This window comes from Emticicia sp. C21 (assembly GCF_003418935.1).
Classification (GTDB): Bacteria; Bacteroidota; Bacteroidia; order Cytophagales; family Spirosomataceae; genus Emticicia.
In genome coordinates this window covers 136807-158720 of sequence record NZ_QVMT01000009.1, presented here as the reverse complement: position 1 = coordinate 158720, position 21914 = coordinate 136807, and the positions used below count along the sequence as shown (strand labels likewise).

The window sequence follows — 21914 nt, the reverse complement described above, 5'->3', positions numbered from 1 at the left end:
TATTTTCAATCCAATTCATCTAAATCTAGCGTATCTGTACGGTCATCTTCCTGAAAAAACTCGACTTTCCAGGTATGATCTGCTAATAAAAAAACTCTCGCTAAAAACTGATTGAAAGGAAAAGAACGTCCCCATTCTAATGGCGCTACCATTGATAATATATCTGAACCATCTTTCTTTTCATATAAATAATAGACATGGTTGATGATAGGCTCAAATCCGATGGCCGCATCATATATACGTTCTGAAATATCAATCCGGTTTTTGATTTCTTTGGCCTGTTGAGCCAGTAATTCCATTTGCTTGTAAATCTTACCCAATTGCTCATTGGTCTGCTGACGCATGGCCAATTGCGCTTTGCCCTTTACTTTTCCGACATCCTCAGGGCGTATCACTGCACTACCTGCTGTATGGGCATATTCCATTAAGCCCGGATTTTCGGCCACCTTAATTTTGTCTATCGGATTCTTTTCCATCATGCAAATTTATTTTGAAAACTTTGTTTCCGTACTAAATATTTAAAAAATAATAATTTCTAAAATGTAATTTTTCAAAATGCTGTGCTATTTACTAAAACCAAAATACCACCTTTTGAGTTTTACTTTTAATAACAATTAAATTGTTTATTACTGCAAATGTAAGTAAATATAGATAATAAGTAAAGTATTTTTTTTTATTATAGATTAAATATCTATTAATTTTTGAAATTATAGATTTTATGACTTTTAAGGGCTCTCATTTGCGACCTTTGCCCATAATCTTACGTCTTAAGTATGAATATAAACACAACAGTTAAAACTATATAATGCATCCATTTAAACCATAGCGAATAATACTATGACTCCAACGGCAGACAGTAAAACAATTGACAGAAAGGAATTTATGAAACAGGTAGGTATTAGTTTTGGAGCAATTCTGCTTATGAACTGTATACAGTCCTGTGGTGGAGACAGTGAAATCCCAGACCCGGACCCGAACGGAGGTTCTGGCAAAGTAGATTTTACTCTAGACTTAAACAACGCTTCTTATACAACATTGAAAAATAAGGGAGGGTTTGTAGTCGTAAAACCACAAAACATTATTGTAGCGCATACTAATGCTGATGCTTTTATAGCTGTAAGCGCCATCTGTACCCATGAGTCTGCAACTATCGGCTACAGAGCCGCTACCAACGATTTTTTATGCCCGAATCACCAGTCAGAATTTAAGTCAGATGGTACTGTGCAAAAAGGGCCTGCAACTACGGCGCTGAAGAAATATTCGATTTCTTCTGATTTAACCAATAATACTGTGCGCATTTTTGAGTAAATTTGCACCATAATCTTAAACGACCCTTCTTGACTCGCTTAAGAAGGGTTTTTATTTTGCTTGTATGATATTCTTAGAAAAAGATGGAACGCTCATTAATACTGCTCCCAACAACATCTACTATGATAAAGTATTGAAATTTAAAGAGGCGTGGGACTCGGGGCAACAAACTTTCACCATTCATACATCTGGTTCAACGGGTATTCCCAAGCCTATTACATTCACACGTCTGCAATTAATCGAATCAGCTTATTTAACGGCTAAAACCTTTAATTTGCAAGAGGGTGATACAGCTTTCTGTTGCTTAAGTGTAGATTATATTGCCGGAATGATGATGCTGGTGCGTGCCTTTGAACTCGGTATGGATTTAATGATTGTAGAGCCAAGCTCTAGCCCTTTTACGGGTAACGAAAAGCACTTGTACCTGCTCAACTCAAATCGTGGCAAAAACTTTTTCGCCTTTGTGCCTTTGCAGATTCAAACGATTCTGGAAGAATCTGAAAAATTTCTTGATACACTAAATTCGGCCAAAAGTATCATTATAGGTGGTGCAGGTATTAGTGAGTCAGTTCATGCACAGATACAGAAAATCTATGCACCGGTTTATGCTACCTATGGCATGACAGAAACCCTTACTCATATTGCCATCAAGCGATTAAATGGGCCAAATCAGGAAGATTTCTTTACAGTTTTAGAAGGAGTTGAAATTGCACAAGACGAAAGAGAATGCTTGAAAATCAAGTCTAAATCAACGGATAACGAATGGATTATCACGAACGATATTGTTGAGGTAATTGAACAAAACAAATTTAAACTGATTGGTCGATTTGATAATATTATTAATAGCGGAGGGGTAAAAATTCAGTTAGAAAAAGTTGAAAGCGTAGGGGAGGAGATACTGGCTAAACTGGATTTTAACGGAAGATTCTTTGCCTATGGCGTGCCTGATACTAAACTGGGACAAAAGCTGATACTGGTAGTAGAAAGTAAAAAGCCGCTCTCAAACGGCAATGAATTGGGACTGAGTTTCTTAGAAAAATTATCTAAATTTGAGATTCCCAAAGAAGTATTTTTTGTTGAAAAAATGATTGAAACCCCAACAGGTAAAATCGATAAAATTAAAACCGTCAATGTCTACGTTCTCCCTCAAATACCAAACCTCTGAGAATATCCCACCGCCTTTTGCTCATGCAATAGAACTTTCAGGGGAAATTGTACAAAATAAAGAACTAAACCTTTCTTTTGAATTGTCTTATCTGGATAGAGATTTACTGACTGAAGAAGAAATTCTGGATGAAGGCTTCTTGGGTAATGATGATTTTAGCTGGCAGGGCACATTGCCTGATGTCTGGAAAGATATTTTATATGGCAATCTGAAATCGGCTAAGCCATTAAAAGTTAAAGATTTAGAACCGCATCAATCTTTCTGGCAATTGGATTTAGATAGGCAATCATTTTATCCGTCAAATGCAGAAAAATTGTCGTATCTGTTAGAAGAAGTACAACAGGCGGTTTTCGAAAAAGCCAAAAGAGAATTACCACTTCATCTTGTTTTCTTTAAAAATCAGGCGGGTGAAACAAAAGAAATAACCATCAATGCTTCATTCGTAGAAAGAAGAGTTGACCTCAGCAGAAAAGAAAATAACCAGTCCGGAAGAACATCTATCCTTCCTTGGGAAGAACTCAATTTTATCCTGAAGAATACATTTTCGGGCGAGTTTATTATGGATACAGCCTTTAACCAGAAGCCTGCCCATAAAGGTACTTTTGTTAATATTGGTGATGGCTATTGGTACGAAGTGGGTAAGTCGTTACTAATTGAGTCCTATAAAATTCAGAAGTTGTTTAAGCTATAAATAAAAAACTCATCTCTAAAGTTTGAGATGAGTTTATGCATTATCTATTCAACCTATGATTATTAATTCGCTCCTTGAACGCGGGTATACTTCGTAAACTTCACATCTTTATATGTACCCGACCAGCTTAATAAGACGGTAGTGCCTGCTTTCGGTGCAGCAATACCCAAATCTACCCACGACTTTGTCAATCTTGCCATGCCTTTTTCATTGGTTGTTAAATCACCAATTTTCGCGCCACCTCTGATGGATAGCGAAATTGGTAAAGACTTCACAGCTAAGGAATCAATACCTTTGGTATTGTCCAGAATATTGGTTTTATCTAATTCAACTAATTTAACGGAGAAAGTAACATCTTTGGAGATTTTGCTTGAAACCGTTGGTTCAGTTGTTAAGCCAGATGATGCTACCCCATTATCATCTATTACTAAGAAAAGCAACGGGGAGACTACTCTATCTACAAAGGGGTCTTTCTTTTCGCAGGCTGATGCTAATATGATTAGCCCCAGAAATAATATATATATGGTCTTTTTCATGTTCTTTAAGTTTAAAAGTGATAAAAAGGGGGCACCAAAAATTACTTCTCAGCCCACCACAGTTTAGTTCTCATATTATCAGCTCCACCATTTGTTGTGATTCCTTTCTCCAGACTTGATTTATTGAGTGAGTATTCAGTAGTCGGATAAGGTAATCGGGTAGGCAATACTCCCTCATTCTCAAAAACTGCTCTTGGATCTTTGGCTGGTAATATAGGGAAACCTGTGCGACGATACTCCGTCCATGCTTCAACTGCATTACCAAATAAGGTTATCCATTTCTGATCAAGGATTTTTTCTCTCGTAGCAGTACCCAGATTTTCAAAGTAATTAGCCGGAACAGTCACTTTATATTGATCGTACGAAGCCTGAATACCTTTTTTCATGTAAGCATCGGCATCGCCAGAAACATCCCCGTCAATTGCCGCTTCCGCCAGAATTAATTGCAATTCGCTATAAGTCATAATTACACTTGGAGTGTTCGCTTGCATAAAATAGCTGCCCAAAGTTGAAGCTGAACTTAAATAAGTGGTAGCAATGGCATCAGGCAAACCATTCGGAATACCTTCATATTTACCTGCGCCATTGGTATTGGCAAATACTGATAGGCGTGTGTCTCCTAAACTGGTCAGTTTATCAACAAAAGTCTTGCTCATGCTCCAGTCCGTACGACTACCCATTACCATTACCTCATGCCACTCGTTATTACTTGGGCGGGTAGCGGTATTTTTCAAAAGCGCATTATCATCATTGCTCGTGAAAATTGGAAACTTGGTAGCATCCCCTAAAATTTCAGCCATTACTGCTTTTGATTCTGCAGGTTTCTTAGCCGCCTGACGGTTGGCTAGACGAAGTCTCAAAGAATTGGCAAATTTTTTCCATTTCAGAATGTTGCCGTCATACAAAATGTCACCAGAAATGGCAGGGCCTGTTACACTTAACTTTTCGTTAGCTACTTTTAAATCAGCTATTAAACCTGCATAGACTTTATCCATAGAATCGTATTCAGGAGTGTATATAGGAGACCCATCTGTACCTTTTAAGGCTTGCGAGTAGGGAATGGCACCATAAAGGTCAGTTAATACTGAAAATACCCAACTACGCATGACAATAGCTGCACCTTCATAATTAGCGTTTGGTGTTTTGCTGTCCGACCCTGCCTGTTTTATAATACTGTTAAAGTTTACCAGGCCATCATTGAAGAATGATTTCCAGGTATTATTATAGAAAGTTGGCGTTATACCATAGTTATCACCCTCATTTGAGTAGATATTTCTTGATAAGTACTGAATCCATAGCATAGCGCCATCCAAATTCAGACGTTCAAATCTGATATTGCTACCCCAGTACCTGTCAACTGATTTTTCAATAGCATAAGGCAATAAATATTGGGGACTTATGCTTGTGGGGTTATTAGGGTCTGTGTTCATTTCGTCGAACTCTTCGATACATGAGTTCAGAGAAATACTCAATAAAACAAGTATTGAGGCTAGTATTTTATATGATTTCATAAGATTTCAAGTTTAGTAATGAAAAACAAATTCCTCAGATCAGAACCCTAAATTCAGATTGACACCCATGCTTCTTGACGATGGTAATTCACCATAGGCAAATCCTTGCGAGTTGCCACCGAAACGGTCAACTTCAGGGTCGATATGAGGAGCGTTTTTGAATAAGATAGCCAGATTTCTACCTACGATTGAAAGTTTAGCGTTCTGGATTTTTACTTTTCTCAGAATTGATTCCGGTAATTTAATGCCTAATGAAACCTCACGAAGTTTTACATAGCTACCATCAAAAATAGCGGCCTCATGATATCTTCTTGGGTTATTATAACCATAGAATTGGTTCGCAGCCACCATTACATCATTTGGTACATATTGAGGATTATCGGTAGTACCTACATTTTTCACCCCTTTACCAATTACTCCCTCTTCACGACCAATACCTGTTTCAGCATATTGACCAGTCCAGCGGGCAGTTCCTGTTCCTTCATCAAAGAAATCACCACCTTTTTTCACATCAATCAGGAAAGTCAGGCTTAAGCGTTTATAAGAGAAAGTATTCGACATACCACCCGTCCAATCAGGTTGGATATTGCCTAATACTCTTGGAGAGGTTTCTACAACCGGCAAACCATCTACATAAACTATTTGTCCATCAGGTGCATGTTTGAAACCGATGCCATATAGCGAGCCGTAAGGTTGACCTACTTGTGCTATCGAAATCAAGCCTCTGCGTTCTTGTAAAGTGTAAGTAGTTAGGCCTTCGGCTAATTCAACAACCAGGTTTCTGTTTCTGGCAAAGTTCAGCGCTACATCCCACTTAAAGCCGCTAATTGTCTCAAATGGTGTACCAGACAATGTAATCTCAATACCTTTGTTATTGATTCTACCGGCATTCAGGATACGTTTATCGTAACCACTGGCTTTAGAAATTTCTACACCAAGAATCTGGTTTTTGGTAGCCTGGTCGTAATACGTTAAGTCTAAGCCCACTTTGTTTTTAAAGAAACGAAGGTCGAGTCCTAATTCAATTCCTGTGGTAATCTCAGGTTTAAGGGTTGAATTTGAGATGGTTATGTTCTCATAATACTCAGGAATTGAGCCATTCCACGAACCACTGGCACGGAAGGTTTGCGCTAACTGATAAGGGTCAGCATCGTTTCCTACTTGTGCTAAACTGGCTCTTACTTTTCCGAATGATAATATATTCTTAGGGATATTTACCAGATCTGTAATAACCGCACTGGCCGAAACAGATGGATAAAAATAAGAACGGGCATTGGCTGGCAAGGTACTCGACCAATCGTTTCTGGCAGTGACATCCAGGAATAAGGCGTTCAGGTAGCCAAATTGCACAGAACCATACAAACTTTGTACGTTTTGTTTTTCTATACGGCTAGCAACTGAGTTCTGGCTTGGATTAGAGTTAGATAGGTTGTAAACTCCATCAACTACCAGTTCACCCACGTTTGTAAAATTTCTTTTATAATAATTGGTTCTCAATGCTCCTCCCGCTTGTGAGACTAATGAAAAGTTTTTACCAAAATTTTTATCGAAACTCAACAAGAAATCGTGATTGCTTTCCTGACGACGAAGCACTTCTTCTGAATACGTACCAGGTGTTTTGTTACCGTTACGTACTCTTTCAAAGTTGGCGATGTTAATTCTGGTATCAGTCCATAAATCAGTTCCGGTTCTTAACATTAATTTAAGGTAGGGTAGAATTTTGGCATTGATGGCGATATTACCAACCAAACGGTCTTTGTCGTTTCTGTTAGGCAGATATTCGTTGGTATAATAAGGGTTAGTAAAATAAGTATGCTGCCAGTTAGGCGGGTCACTATCAGGTAATTTACCAGCCACTGCCCGTTGAATATGAACGCCCGCATAATCTTTATAATTAGCGAGTTGATCCCAGGAAACATGACGGTGAGACCAGATAAAAGTATCGCCATTCTGATAAGTACGATTGCCACCAGATTTAATATACTCTCCTGAGGCGGTAACTGAAAGATACTTGGTCAGGTTATAATTTGAATTAAGTTTGAAGTTGCTTCTTTCGAAGTCATTGGCATAGGCAATACCTTTTTGCGCTAATCTATCATAGGCTACACGGAAACTTCCTTTCTCGTTAGCGCCTGATAGGGCGATATGATTAGTAAATGATGTCCCTGTTTCCCAGAATTCATTCCAGTTATTAGGTTGAGGAGTCAACGGGGCAACGTCTTTTCCAGTAAACCATTGGCGAATCAAACGTCCGTCCATAGGAGCGCCCCAGCTTTCATCAGTCCCGTCAGTTCCGGTAGTTTTTCCGGGATTTACAAAACCATAAGCGGCTTTATATTGGTCATAGGCATCAGGTTGGATAGTACCACTCCAACCATCAGAATACCAGGTGGTATAGCCATTACCACCGCCGTAAGTATTCTGGAAATTTGGTTTTACCAAAGGGCGTTCAGCCGTGAAGTTGGCATTATATTCTATGCCGATTCCTTTAGAACCTGCACCGTCTTTTGAAGTAATCAGGATAACCCCGTTGGCTGCTCTTGAACCATATAGGGCAGCAGCGTTAGGCCCTTTAAGTACTGAAATGTCTTTAATATTGTCAGGATTTATCTCTGAAATCCCGCCACCGAATTGTTTATCATATTGTTGCTGAAGAGGTACGCCATCTAATACAATCAGAGGTTGGTTATTACCTGAAACCGAAGATGAACCGCGTATCTGGATAGTGGAACCGCTACCCGGCCCGCCATTGCTACTGATTCTTACTCCGGCGATACGACCAGAAAGAGAGTTTACCACGTTGGTTGAACGTGCCTCTACCAGATTGTCACCTTTTACTTCCTGTTGGGAGAATCCCAGTGATTTCTTCTCACGAGAAATCCCCAAAGCTGTTACTACTACTTCATTCAATGCTCTGGCATCTGCTTTCAGTGAAATTTCGTATGTCGTTCTATTATCTATTTTTTCTTCTAATGTGGCAAAGCCAATGGCACTGAATACTAAAACTCCGCCTGATGCAGGTACTTTAAGAGAGAATTTCCCTGTGGCATCGGTTAATGTTCCTATAGCTGATCCTTTTAAGGCAATTGAAACCCCTGGTAGTGCACCTTCTTCTATTGAATTGACAACCCCTGTCAGAACCTTGTCCTGGGCGAGGATGCTTAAGGGGAGAAGCAACATAACTGTCAGATAGTATAAATGTTTTTTCATAAGTGTAAGGTGATTTGTAAAGGTTTAAAACAATAGGCAGTAAGAGAGGCGAGTGAGACTTACGAAGCTGTCCGACTCAATCAATCGCTCGAATTTCCGACCGCTCAGCTTCGAGGTATGATTGAAGTCGGGAGCCACGTCAGCAAGAGAGGTGCAAGCCTAACTCTTCTAATCTTTAGAGGTTTAGTTTAGTTTATTGATGTCAAATGGGCAATGTATTACCGGTATATGTCCAAAACGGACATATAAATAGATTTTCAACTCTTTATATGAGTTTTTCTGAATATATTTAAAGGTATTCAGCAATTGCTAATAGTCGTTCATTAAAGAAGACCATCGGCCCCGCAACTTCGCTAATAAGAAGTTTGAGTGTTATAGAGTTCAGTTACTCGGCTTATGCGGTCGGAAGTGAGTTTCTGATGAAGTGTTATTGTACTTTTCTAATAATTTCTACTGCAATAGTATATGTTGTAAAAATTACTTGCAAATTATTTTAACAAAAATTTAACTTAATATTAAAAATAGTTTAAATCGTTAAATATTAACTTGAATATGTGCAATAATTTAAAATTTATTACTATAAATTCGAAATTATTTAAAATATATTACAAATTTAATTTTTGACCAAAATTTTATAAATTTATATAAAAATTTGAATTATATATTTCATATTAAACTAAATTGTCGGAAAAAATAAAAATATATAAAAAACATGTTAAAATTTAATGCAATAAAATTTTGTAATTTTATTGCATTATACTACTTTTGTTAAATAATATTACTTTTCTACAATTTCTAAAACACATTGAAATACTCAGCAATATTTCAATGTCAACGCAAGCCGAATCTTCTGAATTGTACAGTTCAGTCAATCACTGTCTGTTTAAGCAAATACTTAGAATTAATCAGTTTACTTAAAAGCTAAACAATTTTATACTCTTTAAACAATCTATTAAGATGAATCAGAACATTGACAGACGCAATCTTTTAAAGTCAGGCTTGTTGACATTGGGTGGAATGGTAATCGCTCCTCAGTTAAGTATGGGCGCATTTCCGAATACACCTGTTCAGTTAGACAGTAAAAATAGATTATATTATACTCCTTTAATGCGTGAACATTTCATCAGTAATCCTCCAGATGTAACCAAATTAAAGGCACGTTTGAATGCTAACGAAAACCCTTATGGTCCACCAGCCAGTGCAAAACAGGCAGTAGTTGATTCTGTTACCTTAGGTAACCGCTATGCCTGGAAAGAGTTGAGTGATTTGGTAGGTAAAATTGTTAAAAAAGAAGGACCTGGTGTAACACCAAATCATATTATGATGGGCCCTGGATCATCTGATTTATTAGAAAAAGTAGCCTTAGTACAATTCATGCATGGCGGCAACATCGTTTCTGCAGACCCATGCTATATGTCATTAGTAAGTGTAGCAAAATCGGTTGGTGCAAAATGGAAAGCCGTTCCATGTAAAAGTGACTGGTCTCATGACCTACCTGCTATGGAAGCAGCCATCGATGCAGATACCAAATTAGTATATATATGTAATCCAAATAACCCAACAGGTAGTATTACTGATGGCAAAGCCTTATTAGATTTCTGCGCACGTGTATCAGAAAAAGTTCCCGTATTCATTGACGAAGCTTATTTAGAGTTAGCAGAAGGAACAGGTACCCAAAGTATGGTATCATTATTAGGACAAAACAAAAACGTAATCATTGCCCGAACATTCTCTAAAATTATGGGTATGGCAGGTTTACGTGTGGGGTATATTGCTGCTCAGCCAGCTTTCTTAGATAAAATTCAGAATATCACCAGAGGTGGTATGGGTATCTCTTATACTTCGGTTTTAGCTGCCTCAGCAAGTATCGAAGATATGGAGTTTCAGACTATGACCAAGAAGCTGAACTCTGAGGTGAAAGCCTACTTGTGTTCAAATCTGGATAAGATGAATTACAAATACATTCCATCTTATACCAACTTCGTAATCTTCCCAATTACGATGGATGGTAAAGATTTCTTAGCCAAAATGTATGCGAAAGGTATTGGTGTAAGAACTTTCGACATCCAGAAGAAAACCTGGTGTAGAGTAAGCATGGGTACTATGGACGAAATGAAACTCTTCGTTAAAGCCCTGGAAGAAATCAGCTAAGCTTGTCTCGATTATTATATTATTCATTGATGTTTGGGTAAGATCGCTTCGTTTAAGAGTCTTATCCGAACATCACAGGAAAGTATTTTCCTAAATTCCCAATTTCTTATGGCAATCGCACTTCAAAAGACATTTATACTCCTATTATTGATAGTGATTGGTTTGGCGTTAAGGACAAAATTCAAGAGCAAAACCGAACTGAATGGAATTAAAGAGTTGATTCTTTCAGTGGCGCTTCCTTCGACAGTTTTTGTGGCCTTAATGGGTGTGAAAATAGATTCATCCTTATTAATTTACCCACTCATCACATTGGCATTTAACTTCTTTATTTACCTGTCAATGCCATACATTCTTACGCTCTTCAAGATTGAAACAGACAGTTCAATCGGGCGAACCCTTACTATGTTGATGCCCTCATTAGCGCCGGGTTTATCAAGTTTTCCGTTTATTCATGAATTTCTGGGAAAAGAACCTTTAGCTAAAGCCGCTATGGCTGATGTGGGTAATAAATTCTTTGCTCTGAATTTCCTGTACTTTGTCGCCATGAATATGTACCTCAAAAATAACAAAACTGGTGATGTAAAAGAAGAGGGAAAATTAAAGAGTTTGTTATTGAGCCTTGTAAAAGAACCGATTAATATTGTTATGCTTCTGGCCATTGCATTTCTGAGCTTTGGTATCAGTTTTGAAGATCTCCCGCCAATTATCTCAGAAATCTTCAATCGAACCAGTTCATTGATGACACCCATGGTACTCATCTATATCGGGTTAGCAGTACAATTAAAAGAAGGGAAAATCAGGCTAGCTAGTTCTATTTTGCTATTTCGGGCCGGAATAACTATTCTTTTCAGTGTATTGATCATTACCATTTTCCAGATATCCTCACCGACTATGGTATTGTTAGCGGTAGTTGTACCATTAAGTTCATGTAGCTTCTGGCCATTTGCACACATGTCAGCCGTTGCCTTGAAAGAAGAAAATAATCATGTGCCTAAAGAAAAGAGAACATTCAATATAGAATTTGCCGTATTAATTCTGGCTTTTTCCTTACCGTTCTCAACTATTCTGGTAATGGGTATCTTAACTGCAGGAACATTTTTTGCTCATACTGAAACACTGATTATTACTGGTCTTGTATTAATTACCTTTAGCTTTATACCTAAATACCTTACTAAAACAGCAAGGGTAGTAAAAGCAAGAGTTGAAAAAGTAGAAGCGTAGAATCTTTTTTTGATAATTTATTAGAGACAGGGCACCTCCCTGTCTTTTTTTTAATCTTTGAATTTCAAAGATTTATTGTTGCATAAAATCTATTACTACAGCCTACATAATTTCTCCGCAGCTTTCTCAAGCATCTCGTCATCCTTGGCGAAGCAAAATCTCAGAATCTTATTGTCATATCGCTCATGATAAAACACTGAAATCGGGATTGATGCTACACCAATTTCTTTTGTCCAGCGAACAGCTAAATCATAATCCGATTCATCTGTAATCTGTGTATACGAAACCATCTGAAAGAAGCTGCCCTCTGCAGGCTTTAAAGTGAATCTTGAACCCTTTAGCCAATTGATGAATTTATTACGTTTCTCCTCATAAAACCCTCTTACTGATAGATAATTATTCGGGTCTTTCATAAAATCTGCAAAAGCATATTGCATGGGAGTAGGAGAGGCGAATGTAATCCACTGGTGCGTCTTTCTGAACTCAGCAGTTAATTCTTTTGGTGCCTGACAATAACCTAATTTCCAGCCAGTTGTATGAAAAGTTTTACCAAATGAGCCACACAAAAATGTTCTTTCTTTCAATTCTGAGTGAGAGGCAGGAGATAGATGTTGTCTATTATCAAAAATAATATGTTCATAAACCTCATCCGAAACAATAAAAATATTTGTTCCCTTGACCACATCAGCCAGATGATTCAAATCTTCCTGTGTCAGACATTTTCCGGTTGGATTATGCGGTGTGGTTAATATAATCGCCTTAGTTTTATCTGTAATCTTACTTTTCACAACTGCCCAATCAATAGTAAAATCATTTTCAGCAGTTAAAGTTACATAAACGGCTTTCCCACCATTCAATTCTATACATGGTACGTAACTGTCATAGGCCGGCTCAAAAACAATCACTTCATCTCCCTGATGCAAAATGGCAGCCATAGTAGCATAAATCGCTTCCGTACATCCTGATACGATAGTTATTTCATCATTGGGATGATAATGTAAATTATATAAATCAGCTGTTTTTTGGGCTAATATCTCACGTAAGGGAATAATTCCAGCCATTGGGGCATATTGATTCATGCCCTTTTGCATGTAATGATTAACCAATTCAATGAGTTTGGGCGAACAATTGTAATTTGGAAAACCCTGTGAAAGATTGAGCGCCCCCGTTTCGGCAGCCAATTGAGACATAACCGTAAATATGGTAGTGCCCACATTCGGTTGTTTAGATGTAATGATCATTGAGTAAAACTTCGCCAATAAGAACCGGCGAATTGTTAATTATTTAGTGTAAGCAATTCAGGTTTTATTTTTTTAATCTATCGAGTTCAAATTTCATTTCGCCAACCAGATGGCTCAATTTATCAAAACTTAGACTAGGTTCAGGCAATTGATAGCTGATAAAAGCTTTTATTTCCCAGGTTTCAATCACATCATTAATCGATATTTCAGTACTTGGGAAACGATGATTATCCGAGCTCAACAATAATGTGCCCTTAATTTTTACCTGATTATATACCCTGCGATAGATGATTCCCTGAGGTTTGGTAACCAACACATAGTTTTTGCTATCAGTTATCTCATACCAGTTTTTAACCAGTGTCCCAATTAATAGTGCCCCATCAAAAGCAAAATCTTCTGCTGCTTCAAAGGCCCTGTAGTCTCCTGCCGATAAAGTAGGCAGATGAAATTCAGCCAATGTTTTCAGAAAACTCAACTCTTTGTTCTTCATTAAGTAGTCGTTGTATTGAAAACGGCGAACAATCTGAATAGTATTTTTATGAGTATGAGATTCGTGAACGTACTTGGGAGTAGGTTCAGTATATTCTGGTTGGATAGGTGCTTTGAAAGGTTGATTATCTGGTGTATACTTAGGTGTTGGCTCTGTAAATTCTTTTATTGGATTCGGTTTTGGTGAAGGATGGGCAATCATAGGCTCGGACTCAAATTGCATTTTATCAGCAGGTCTGAGCATGACCTTTTGCGCCACCATTCCCGTATTTTTTTCCTGTGTCGGAGTATCATTACCTAAAAACTGACCCATTAAATCTCCGATAGAAGGAGGGAAGTCAAACGGATCATCTTCCGGCTCAGGAAGATCATCACTATAAGTAGGTTTTGCTTCGAAACCGAAAGTCAGGTCAGGAGTTTCTCTTAGTTTTCGGATATCTTTCTTTACAAAATCATCTACACTGATTCCAAAAGTATTAGCAATGATTTTAAGGGTATCAACGGGTGGAACAGCCCTGGCTTCTTCATAAGCGCCTACATTGGCTCTTTTGGTGCCAATACGTCTGGCAAACTGGTCTTGGGTCAGTCCGTTGATGCGTCGGAGGTATTTCAGATTATTACTTATTAGTGACATCTGGACTTATTTATGAGGTGTGAATAGAACGATTTTCAGATTATTAGAAAGATAGAGCGCACAAATACTTCCCGAATATCTAAAATTTTTAGTAAATCACCAAATTGCATTGGTTAATGAAAGTTTTTTGCATAATTAAGTGTTTTTTTTGAATTTTGAATATCTCTTATTTAATCGAAAAAATTGGATGACACATATACCTGCTACCATCGAAACAGACATTGATGCTTTGTTTCAGTTACAAAAGAAAAATCTAATAAGTCTTGCCGCCACTACATCAAAAGAGCGCATAGTAAAGATTAGAAAAGTAATGAACTGGGTACTTGAAAATCAGGAATTCATGGCAGAAGCTTTGAGCGCCGATTATCAGAAAAGTCTTTTCGAGGTTAAGGTAAGTGAGGTGATGCCCGTGGTTAGTGAGGCCAAATACATCATCAAACATTTAGACAGGTGGATGAAACCTGAAAGCGTTGAAACCCCACTCAAAATGCTGGGTACAACCAGCAAGATTATTACCGAACCGAAAGGTAATTGCCTGATTATGAGCCCATGGAATTATCCTTTCAATCTTACCTTGAAGCCTTTACTTCAAGCCATTGCTGCCGGGAATGCAGTAATTATCAAGCCCTCTGAAATCGTTGCAAATGCGTCAAAACTACTGGCTACAATGGCGCAGGAATTGTTTCCGACAAACGAAGTGGCAGTTGTGGAAGGAGATGCCAAAGTAGCAAGCTTGCTACTAAATCTGCCATTTAATCATATCTTTTTTACGGGAAGCCCTGCTATTGGCAAAGTAGTAATGCAGGCCGCAGCCAAACATCTGGCATCGGTTACTTTAGAATTAGGAGGCAAATCTCCCACCATTGTTGATGAAACAGCGGACATCAAATTTGCGGCGCAAACCATTGCCGCAGAAAAATTTTTGAACAATGGGCAAACCTGTATCGCTCCGGATTATATATTTATTCATCGTTCAAAAACAAGCCAGTTTGTAGCAGAAATGGCTAAATACATTGAAAAAATGTATGGTTCAGACGTCTCAAAATCTCCCGATTATTGTCGCGTAGTTAATAGTAAACATTTTAGTCGTATAAAAGGATTAATTGATGATGCCGTTGAAAAAGGGGCTAAAATTGCCATTGGTGGAAATACCGACCATGAAGAGAACTTTATTGAGCCAACGGTGGTTAGACACGTTAATGCAGAAATGCGAATTATGCAGGAAGAGATTTTTGGCCCTGCTTTGCCAATTTTGGAATTCACGAATCTGGATGAGGTCAATACTTATATTAATGAGGGTGAGAAGCCTCTGGCATTGTATATTTTCAGCAAAAAACGAGGCAATATTGATACTATCGTGCAGAATACGTCTTCCGGTGCGGTGGTAATTAATGAAACCACCATCCACTATTTACAGAATAATTTGCCTTTTGGAGGCGTCAACAATTCAGGTATCGGTAAATCATTCGGAAAGTATGGTTTCGAAGAATTTTCTAATAAAAAAGCAGTTGTAGAGAATAAGTTTTCAACTTTCAGTATGTTTCACCCACCTGCTACTAATAGAGTAATGAAAATGTTAGATATGGTTATCAAATGGCTGTAATCAATTAACACTAAACACTATGAAATTAACCCGGAGGGCATTTATTTCTTTATCTGCCTTTGTTACACTTGCAGCAGTAAGTACCATTATATTTATGAGACAAAAATTTTTTGGACAAAATCCATTAGGCGAAAGGCTTAAAAAGATTCTGAAATCGCCTCATTATAAAAATGATTCATTTCAGAATATATCTCCAACAGAGGTAATGAAGAAAGATGCGTCTTATTTCAAAATGCTGAGACAGTTTTTTAATAAGCCCAAAGATATTAAACCACCTACAACTTTACCATCGGTTAAAACAGATTTAAAGAATCTGAAAGCAGATAAACCAACAATCGTTTGGTTTGGACATTCCTCTTATTTTATCAAATCTAAAGACACAACAATTCTGATTGACCCTGTATTGAGTGGCTCTGTTTCTCCGATTGGTGGGTCTTTTGGTAGTGCATTTGATGGAAGTGATATTTATAAAGCAGTTGATATACCAGAAATTGATATTCTTTTTCTTTCTCACGACCATTATGACCATCTCGATTATAAAACGATTGTAAAACTTCTACCCAAAGTCAAAAAATTTTATGTTTCGTTCGGCGTTGGTTCCCATTTAGAATATTGGGGTGCAGATCCATCAAAAATAGTAGAGCTAGACTGGTGGGATAAACATAAAGTAGCCAATGACATTGAGATTGTAGCTGCTCCTGCCAGACACTTTTCAGGCAGAAGCCTGACACGTGGAAAAACTCTATGGTCAGCTTTTATACTCAATATTCATGGTTATAAATTGTTCTTAGGCGGAGATTCAGGCTATGATACCCATTTCAAGGAAATTGGTGATAAATATGGACCTTTTGATATTGTCATACTCGAAAACGGACAGTATGGTGAGGACTGGCCTTTAATCCATATGTTTCCTGAGCAAACAGCTCAAGCGGCCATAGATTTGGGAGCAAAACTTCTATTACCTGTTCACTGGGGAAAATTTGTACTGGCTAATCATCCCTGGAATGAGCCTATTCAAAGATTAGTAGTGGCAGCTCATAAAAGTAATCTGCCGATTACAACCCCATTGATTGGCGAGCCTGTCATTGTGGGAGAGAAAAACCCTGATAAAGTCTGGTGGAATATTGCTTAGTCAGTTGTTATCACTTAATCTGCTTATAAACAAAAGAGTCTGCCATTTACAACAAACGTAAAGGCAGACTCTTGTTTTTTGAGAAATGAATCCTCAAAAAGTCTTAAGATTTAATGAAAGGTGTAGCAATTGCTAATACCTGATCTTTAGTTAAAGGCTCATCAAATGCTTCAGAAATAGCTTCATTAGACTTTCCTGCAAGACCGGTAAGATTTACTCCAGCTTGCGTTAAATTATCGTCTCCTGCATAAACAGCTGCCGGTGTACCTTGATTCAGAGTAATCCAACCTTTCGCACCCGGAACAAAACCTTTAGCATTTAACAGACGTCTAACCATAGACGCATGTCGTGCTTCTACCGAGTGGATTTGCAAGGCAGTCTGTAATAGAGGTTTATCTTCTGCAGTCATCAAATTACCTGCCTGACCTTTATAGGCTCTTACACCTGTATCTTCCAAAGCATGAGAAACGATGGCGTATGTTTTGTAGTTAGTCAATACGTCTGCAAATGCTCCTTTGCCTGTTACATCAAACGTAGGTTTGGCAATGGCTTTTGCACCTAAGGCAGATTTCAATAAAGCTACGTGCGCTGATTCGTGCTTGCTGATTTGCTGAAAAATAGGTTTATCTGACGCCGGAATTAAATTGGCTGCTGCAAGACCAGCTTTATAAAAGTCGTCTTCCAGATACTCAAGTGTTAAAGCAAAATTCAGAATATCTATAGCACCCGGAGTAGCAGCATAAGCTTTTTGTAGAGATGCCGCTAAAACTGCAGGAATAGCTAAGGCTGAAACTTTTTTACCTAGAGTGTTGAACATACTACGTCTTGAAATATGCTCTAATCTTTCGTGAACGTCTGCGTCCACTTTCTCTAATTCTGATATTATATGGAAAAAATTCATTGTCTGATTGGGTTAAGCAGTTGGAAGTTTTGATGCTGTAATTGTCGTTTTAACATAAGGTTTTACCGCTGCTAAAATATCTGCAGGAGCTGTGGCATGATCAAGACCATTGCTGTTAACGATATCATCCCCTGCGAAAGAAGCTGAATTCGGAGACAATAAATCTCTGATTGCCGCAGCATGGCGTGCCTCAACCGATACAATTTTACCTGCTACTAATAAATTAGTACCATTGGTAAGCAATCTACCTGCTCCATTATACGCTGCTACTCCTGTATCTTCAAAAAGTTTGGCAGCACCCAATACACTGTCTCTCTTGGTAAAATCAATGCTTGTGAAGTTTACCTCTAAATTCCCAATGGCATTAGTACCAAGGGCAGCTTTCAAGAAATCTCTGTGAATAATTTCATGGTCGCGAATGTCGGTAAGCAAAGTTTTTTCAGCATCTGTGATTCCTGAATAAGGCGTGGCAACTACTTGTGTGTAAAATGCAGCTTCAAGTTGTTCGAGAGCATAAGCATAGTTAAGAATTCCAGTGTCTCCACTTCCTAAATCAACAGAAGTTGGGGATGGATTCATGTCATCGTCATTATCGCAACCTGCTAAAAATACAGCTCCGGCAACGGTTGTCAGTCCTGCACTTCTTAAAAAGTTGCGTCTGTCTACGGATTTAACTGATTCATCTTTTGAGCGCACGAGTGGCGATGAACCCAAATTAGGTGTTTCCATGGGCATGAAAATGTTTAAATGATATAGCCTTTGAAAGCTATGATTGGATTTAATTTATTTATTGTAATACTAGAATTTACGGAGTTTCAATTCTTTCGGATTTCTTGAGACAAATATTTTTTGAGGTATGCAACAATTGTTTCTAATTATTCTTTACTTTCTTGAAATATCCGAATTTTGTTTGTGTAACGAGAAAAAACTATACCAGTACAATTTCGTATATTGACAATTACTAAAAGGAGGTATAGTTTCTACCTATACGTTATTAATTACAACATTATGGGGAAGAGTTGACTCATCTATATAAAAAAAGTCCTGTATTTAAAGCACAGGACTTTAACAAAAAATATTTTAAAAATTTAATTACACCCTCCAGTTTCTGCTCTGAAAATTGTTCCGGTTTCTGCTTTAAATCCCGCATTTAGCTCAACAGCCTTGGCTTGGTAAGTGGCTTTTGTACCAGCTCCTGTTACGTAGTTAGTGGCTGCAATTTTTCCGTTTGTGGCTGATGCAATCTTATTAATATCTCCCGATGTAATGTCATCTGCTGGATGTACCAAAGCGATATTTGTTGGACAAGGCACAGCAATAATGGTTAGTTGTTTACTATTACTACTAAAGAGCATGCAAGTACCCAAAGCATAGGCTTGTTCTATAGTTTTATTAAGTAGCGTATTGGTATCAAATCCATTAGCATAAGATAAGCCATATGCTATAAATGAACCACCAGGCAATGAAGTAAAGTTAGAAGATGCTGAAACGGCCTGAATTTGATTGGTAGTTTCATTAACAGCTACATAGGTATAGCTGAAACCGGCAGGGTCATTCTGAATATCAATTATATCGCCAGTGCCACTAAAGTTTAAAGTAAAACTTGTTGATGAGGCATAAAAACTATATACCACTGCATAATAAGTAGTACAAGCATTTAATGTGATAGATCTGCTTCCTACCCAACTAATTTCACCATAGCCATTAGAACCAATAAAAGTAGAGCAATTGAATGTGGAAGAGTTGAAAATGCTGAAAACTGTACTTCCTTTGTCATTTGGTATAGCCGAAATGCTATAACTTCCAGTTTTAGTTACTTTAAATGCAACAACCTGAGAATTTGGTGACCATGAATTATTTACAGAACAGGTTGAAAAAGTATTATCAGTGTAGACTATTAAAGGCCTTGCAGACTGACCTGTAAGACTAACACTCTTACTCTTATTTAAATATAAATTGCCAGTCGCTTTGGTTAAACCCAAATTAAAAACCCCACTTCCACTATTACCCGAAACTGCAGTTTCTGGACAAATAAACGTGGTTGCAACACTACAAGTAGAGGTAATCGTAAAATTAGCATTGCTGACATCAAAAAACTCGGCTGTCAGACTATTGGTACTAACCACTTTTATTCTTGCCTGGGTAGTATTGGGCACATTTGCAGGAATAGTTACTGATTGAGTGCCATCATTAGTAGTTGATGCGGCAAGAACAAAAGGATAATTATATCCGCCATCAATTGACAAAAGAATTTTAATATTTGCCGTAAGTAAATTAGTGTTATTCACACTCCAGGTGACGGTATTTGAAGCACCTGCAGCCCAACTTTGGCCACCGTTAGGTGCTGTAACCGCCAGCGGACCTTTAGTCGAGTCTACGGTAATGATAACCTCATCTGAATCAACGCCACCTCCATTGGCCTTATTGTCTCTTACCGTCAATCTAAATTTCATAATTCTGCTTTTCATTGGTAAATCTTCTCCCTCATTATCCGGCGGATTATTGGCATTATTCAGCACAAATTTTAAATCAGGGAAATTCCTTATGGGCACACTAGAGATTTTGCTTCTAAATAAAGGAGCACTTAATGTACTTCTAATTGCTGGATAACCACCCGAACCATTAATACTGCTACCCAGAGCTCCTTTATCATTAGCAGAAGCCACATCATATTGTTCCCAAGCATAGCTTAAAACATCTGATGCATTAGGGTCTGTTGCAGAACCTGTTAAAGTAAATGGTGTACCTTTTGGAATGGTATAGTCACTACCAGCATTGGAAGTGGGGGGAGTATTGCCAGTTGCTGATAGGGTACGGCAAGTATTGAAATTATTTACTGAGTTAAGAATTTGTTCTATACTCTTGGTATGGAAATAAGATTCACTATTCGGAGCTCTTAATACGTAGTTAACAGGTGAGTCGCAATTTGTTCCATATCCCATTAAGGTTGTACCACTACCAGGTTCAACTGCGGTTTCATCATCCCAACCATTCGTACAAAAATTGTTTTCACCACCTATAGCATTATAAGTATGCCAGGCCATAAACTGGTGGCCGGTTTCATGGGCAAATACATCTACAACCGTCCCTAATGCAGCATTACTTACGAATTCTGTCCAACCTCTTGCTTTACTATCATCCTCACAAGGGGTAGGACCAGCTTGTCCTCTTACATAATAAGTTGGACCACTCCCGGTAGTATAAGAATTAAAAACATGTCCGATATCATATTCGCTATAATTCAAAAGACCATTATACGGATTCGCACCGGTGTTATGCATAGCGGTAAAACCTGTCTGCGCATTTGCTGCACTGGCAAAAGTAGGGTTTATTACAAAAGGGTCAGAGGCCTGCGAGGTAAGAATGATAGACATTGAGGTGGTTGTTTTCGCAATTAATGTAAATCTGATAGCAACTTCAACCTCATAAATTAAATTTACCGCATTAATGACAGAAACAATCTTATCTCTTGCCTGAGTTTGGCCGCCTAAAGCAGTTGTCATTTTATTGGTAGCAGCGGCAGCCATTCTGAATGTCCGCAATTGTGTGCCAATTGGAAATGGAGAAGCACTTAAAATGCGCCCATTTTTGTGTTCTCTCAAAAAAGCCTCATCTCCATTTAGATTACAAGCACCTTTAGGAGCTTCATTAATATTATAAATCCTATATGCCTGTGATTTTCCTTCAATAGGCTCAATAAAATAATAACCATTGTTGTAGCGCATAATGGCAGTAAATCCTGAAGGAGTTATAGCCATACGGATAGGGATGTTTTTATCAAGGGTTACACCGCTGTAAGTTTTCACTTCACTTACCTGATTTTCCATCACAGGTGAAGATTTAATGCGGAAAAGCATGGAGCTTCCATCTGGAGAAGGTAAATTTATTACAGGCAATAAATCATCAGTAGCAGCATTGGCATTTTGCAGTTGCTGGGTTAATTGATTTAGATTGATTTGCACTTCGCGACCAAATGAAGTTGGATTTTGTGCGAAGATGAGTGATTGAGTGCCAAGCAAAAGAATTAGGAGGAAAATTCTCTTCATAAAGGATGGAGTTAAGGGTGATGAATAATAATACTTTAAGCATAAAAAATGCTCCCCGCAAAATTGTAATAATGA

General features: G+C 37.9%; 16 protein-coding genes. 7 read left to right on the top strand and 9 right to left on the bottom strand.

The window, feature by feature from the left end; translation table 11 throughout:
- Positions 1 to 5 precede the first annotated feature (5 nt).
- Positions 6 to 476, bottom strand: coding sequence for a DUF2452 domain-containing protein (locus D0T08_RS19480; protein ID WP_116984358.1), 471 nt, complete (start codon positions 474 to 476; stop codon positions 6 to 8).
- Positions 477 to 837: 361 nt separating this feature from the next.
- Here D0T08_RS19480 and D0T08_RS19475 point away from each other — a divergent pair, with 361 nt between their 5' ends.
- The 3 genes from D0T08_RS19475 to D0T08_RS19465 all read left to right on the top strand — a co-directional run bounded on the left by D0T08_RS19475 (position 838) and on the right by D0T08_RS19465 (position 3164).
- Complete coding sequence (locus D0T08_RS19475; RefSeq protein WP_116984357.1) at positions 838 to 1308, top strand: ubiquinol-cytochrome c reductase iron-sulfur subunit; 471 nt, start codon at positions 838 to 840, stop codon at positions 1306 to 1308.
- Between the two features lie 64 nt (positions 1309 to 1372).
- On the top strand, positions 1373 to 2473 hold the full coding sequence (locus tag D0T08_RS19470; RefSeq protein WP_116984356.1) for an AMP-binding protein: 1101 nt from the start codon (positions 1373 to 1375) through the stop codon (positions 2471 to 2473).
- Complete coding sequence (locus D0T08_RS19465; protein WP_116984355.1) at positions 2439 to 3164, top strand: hypothetical protein; 726 nt, start codon at positions 2439 to 2441, stop codon at positions 3162 to 3164. The genes D0T08_RS19470 and D0T08_RS19465 overlap by 35 nt, the downstream gene beginning before the upstream one ends.
- A gap of 62 nt (positions 3165 to 3226) precedes the next feature.
- Here the strand turns inward: D0T08_RS19465 and D0T08_RS19460 are convergent, their stop codons facing one another.
- Genes D0T08_RS19460 through D0T08_RS19450 form a run of 3 tightly spaced genes read right to left on the bottom strand, consistent with a single transcriptional unit; the run spans position 3227 to position 8421 of the window.
- On the bottom strand, positions 3227 to 3700 hold the full coding sequence (locus D0T08_RS19460) for a hypothetical protein (RefSeq protein ID WP_116984354.1): 474 nt from the start codon (positions 3698 to 3700) through the stop codon (positions 3227 to 3229).
- A 41-nt stretch (positions 3701 to 3741) separates the two neighbouring features.
- A complete protein-coding gene (locus tag D0T08_RS19455) occupies positions 3742 to 5211 on the bottom strand; it encodes a SusD/RagB family nutrient-binding outer membrane lipoprotein (protein WP_116984353.1) in 1470 nt (489 codons plus the stop codon).
- Between the two features lie 39 nt (positions 5212 to 5250).
- Entirely contained in the window at positions 5251 to 8421 is a 3171-nt protein-coding gene (locus D0T08_RS19450) for a SusC/RagA family TonB-linked outer membrane protein (protein ID WP_229238999.1), read from the bottom strand.
- Positions 8422 to 9378: 957 nt separating this feature from the next.
- On the opposite strand from D0T08_RS19450, the gene D0T08_RS19445 reads away from it, so the two are divergent.
- Positions 9379 to 10572 carry a histidinol-phosphate transaminase gene (locus D0T08_RS19445; RefSeq protein ID WP_116984352.1) on the top strand — a complete coding sequence of 398 codons (1194 nt, stop codon included), beginning with the start codon at positions 9379 to 9381 and terminating at the stop codon, positions 10570 to 10572.
- Positions 10573 to 10680: 108 nt separating this feature from the next.
- Positions 10681 to 11793 carry a hypothetical protein gene (locus D0T08_RS19440; protein WP_199538193.1) on the top strand — a complete coding sequence of 371 codons (1113 nt, stop codon included), beginning with the start codon at positions 10681 to 10683 and terminating at the stop codon, positions 11791 to 11793.
- 95 nt (positions 11794 to 11888) lie between these two features.
- Here the strand turns inward: D0T08_RS19440 and D0T08_RS19435 are convergent, their stop codons facing one another.
- Both D0T08_RS19435 and D0T08_RS19430 read right to left on the bottom strand, forming a co-directional pair.
- Positions 11889 to 13034: a methionine aminotransferase gene (locus tag D0T08_RS19435; RefSeq protein WP_116984351.1), complete on the bottom strand. Its 1146-nt coding sequence runs from the start codon at positions 13032 to 13034 to the stop codon at positions 11889 to 11891.
- A gap of 64 nt (positions 13035 to 13098) precedes the next feature.
- A complete protein-coding gene (locus D0T08_RS19430) occupies positions 13099 to 14157 on the bottom strand; it encodes a helix-turn-helix transcriptional regulator (protein WP_116984350.1) in 1059 nt (352 codons plus the stop codon).
- 187 nt (positions 14158 to 14344) lie between these two features.
- On the opposite strand from D0T08_RS19430, the gene D0T08_RS19425 reads away from it, so the two are divergent.
- Entirely contained in the window at positions 14345 to 15760 is a 1416-nt protein-coding gene (locus D0T08_RS19425) for an aldehyde dehydrogenase family protein (RefSeq protein WP_116984349.1), read from the top strand.
- A 19-nt stretch (positions 15761 to 15779) separates the two neighbouring features.
- The gene (locus D0T08_RS19420) at positions 15780 to 16892 is read left to right on the top strand and encodes an MBL fold metallo-hydrolase (protein WP_199538192.1); all 1113 of its coding nucleotides are present in this window, start codon (positions 15780 to 15782) and stop codon (positions 16890 to 16892) included.
- 103 nt (positions 16893 to 16995) lie between these two features.
- Here D0T08_RS19420 and D0T08_RS19415 read toward each other — a convergent pair whose 3' ends face one another.
- The 3 genes from D0T08_RS19415 to D0T08_RS19405 form a co-directional block, all read right to left on the bottom strand.
- Positions 16996 to 17793 carry a ferritin-like domain-containing protein gene (locus tag D0T08_RS19415; protein WP_116984347.1) on the bottom strand — a complete coding sequence of 266 codons (798 nt, stop codon included), beginning with the start codon at positions 17791 to 17793 and terminating at the stop codon, positions 16996 to 16998.
- A 12-nt stretch (positions 17794 to 17805) separates the two neighbouring features.
- Positions 17806 to 18522, bottom strand: a complete 717-nt coding sequence (locus D0T08_RS19410; RefSeq protein ID WP_116984346.1) for a ferritin-like domain-containing protein — start codon at positions 18520 to 18522, stop codon at positions 17806 to 17808.
- A gap of 359 nt (positions 18523 to 18881) precedes the next feature.
- Positions 18882 to 21839, bottom strand: a complete 2958-nt coding sequence (locus D0T08_RS19405; protein WP_158561310.1) for a M12 family metallo-peptidase — start codon at positions 21837 to 21839, stop codon at positions 18882 to 18884.
- Between the last annotated feature and the right edge of the window lie 75 nt (positions 21840 to 21914).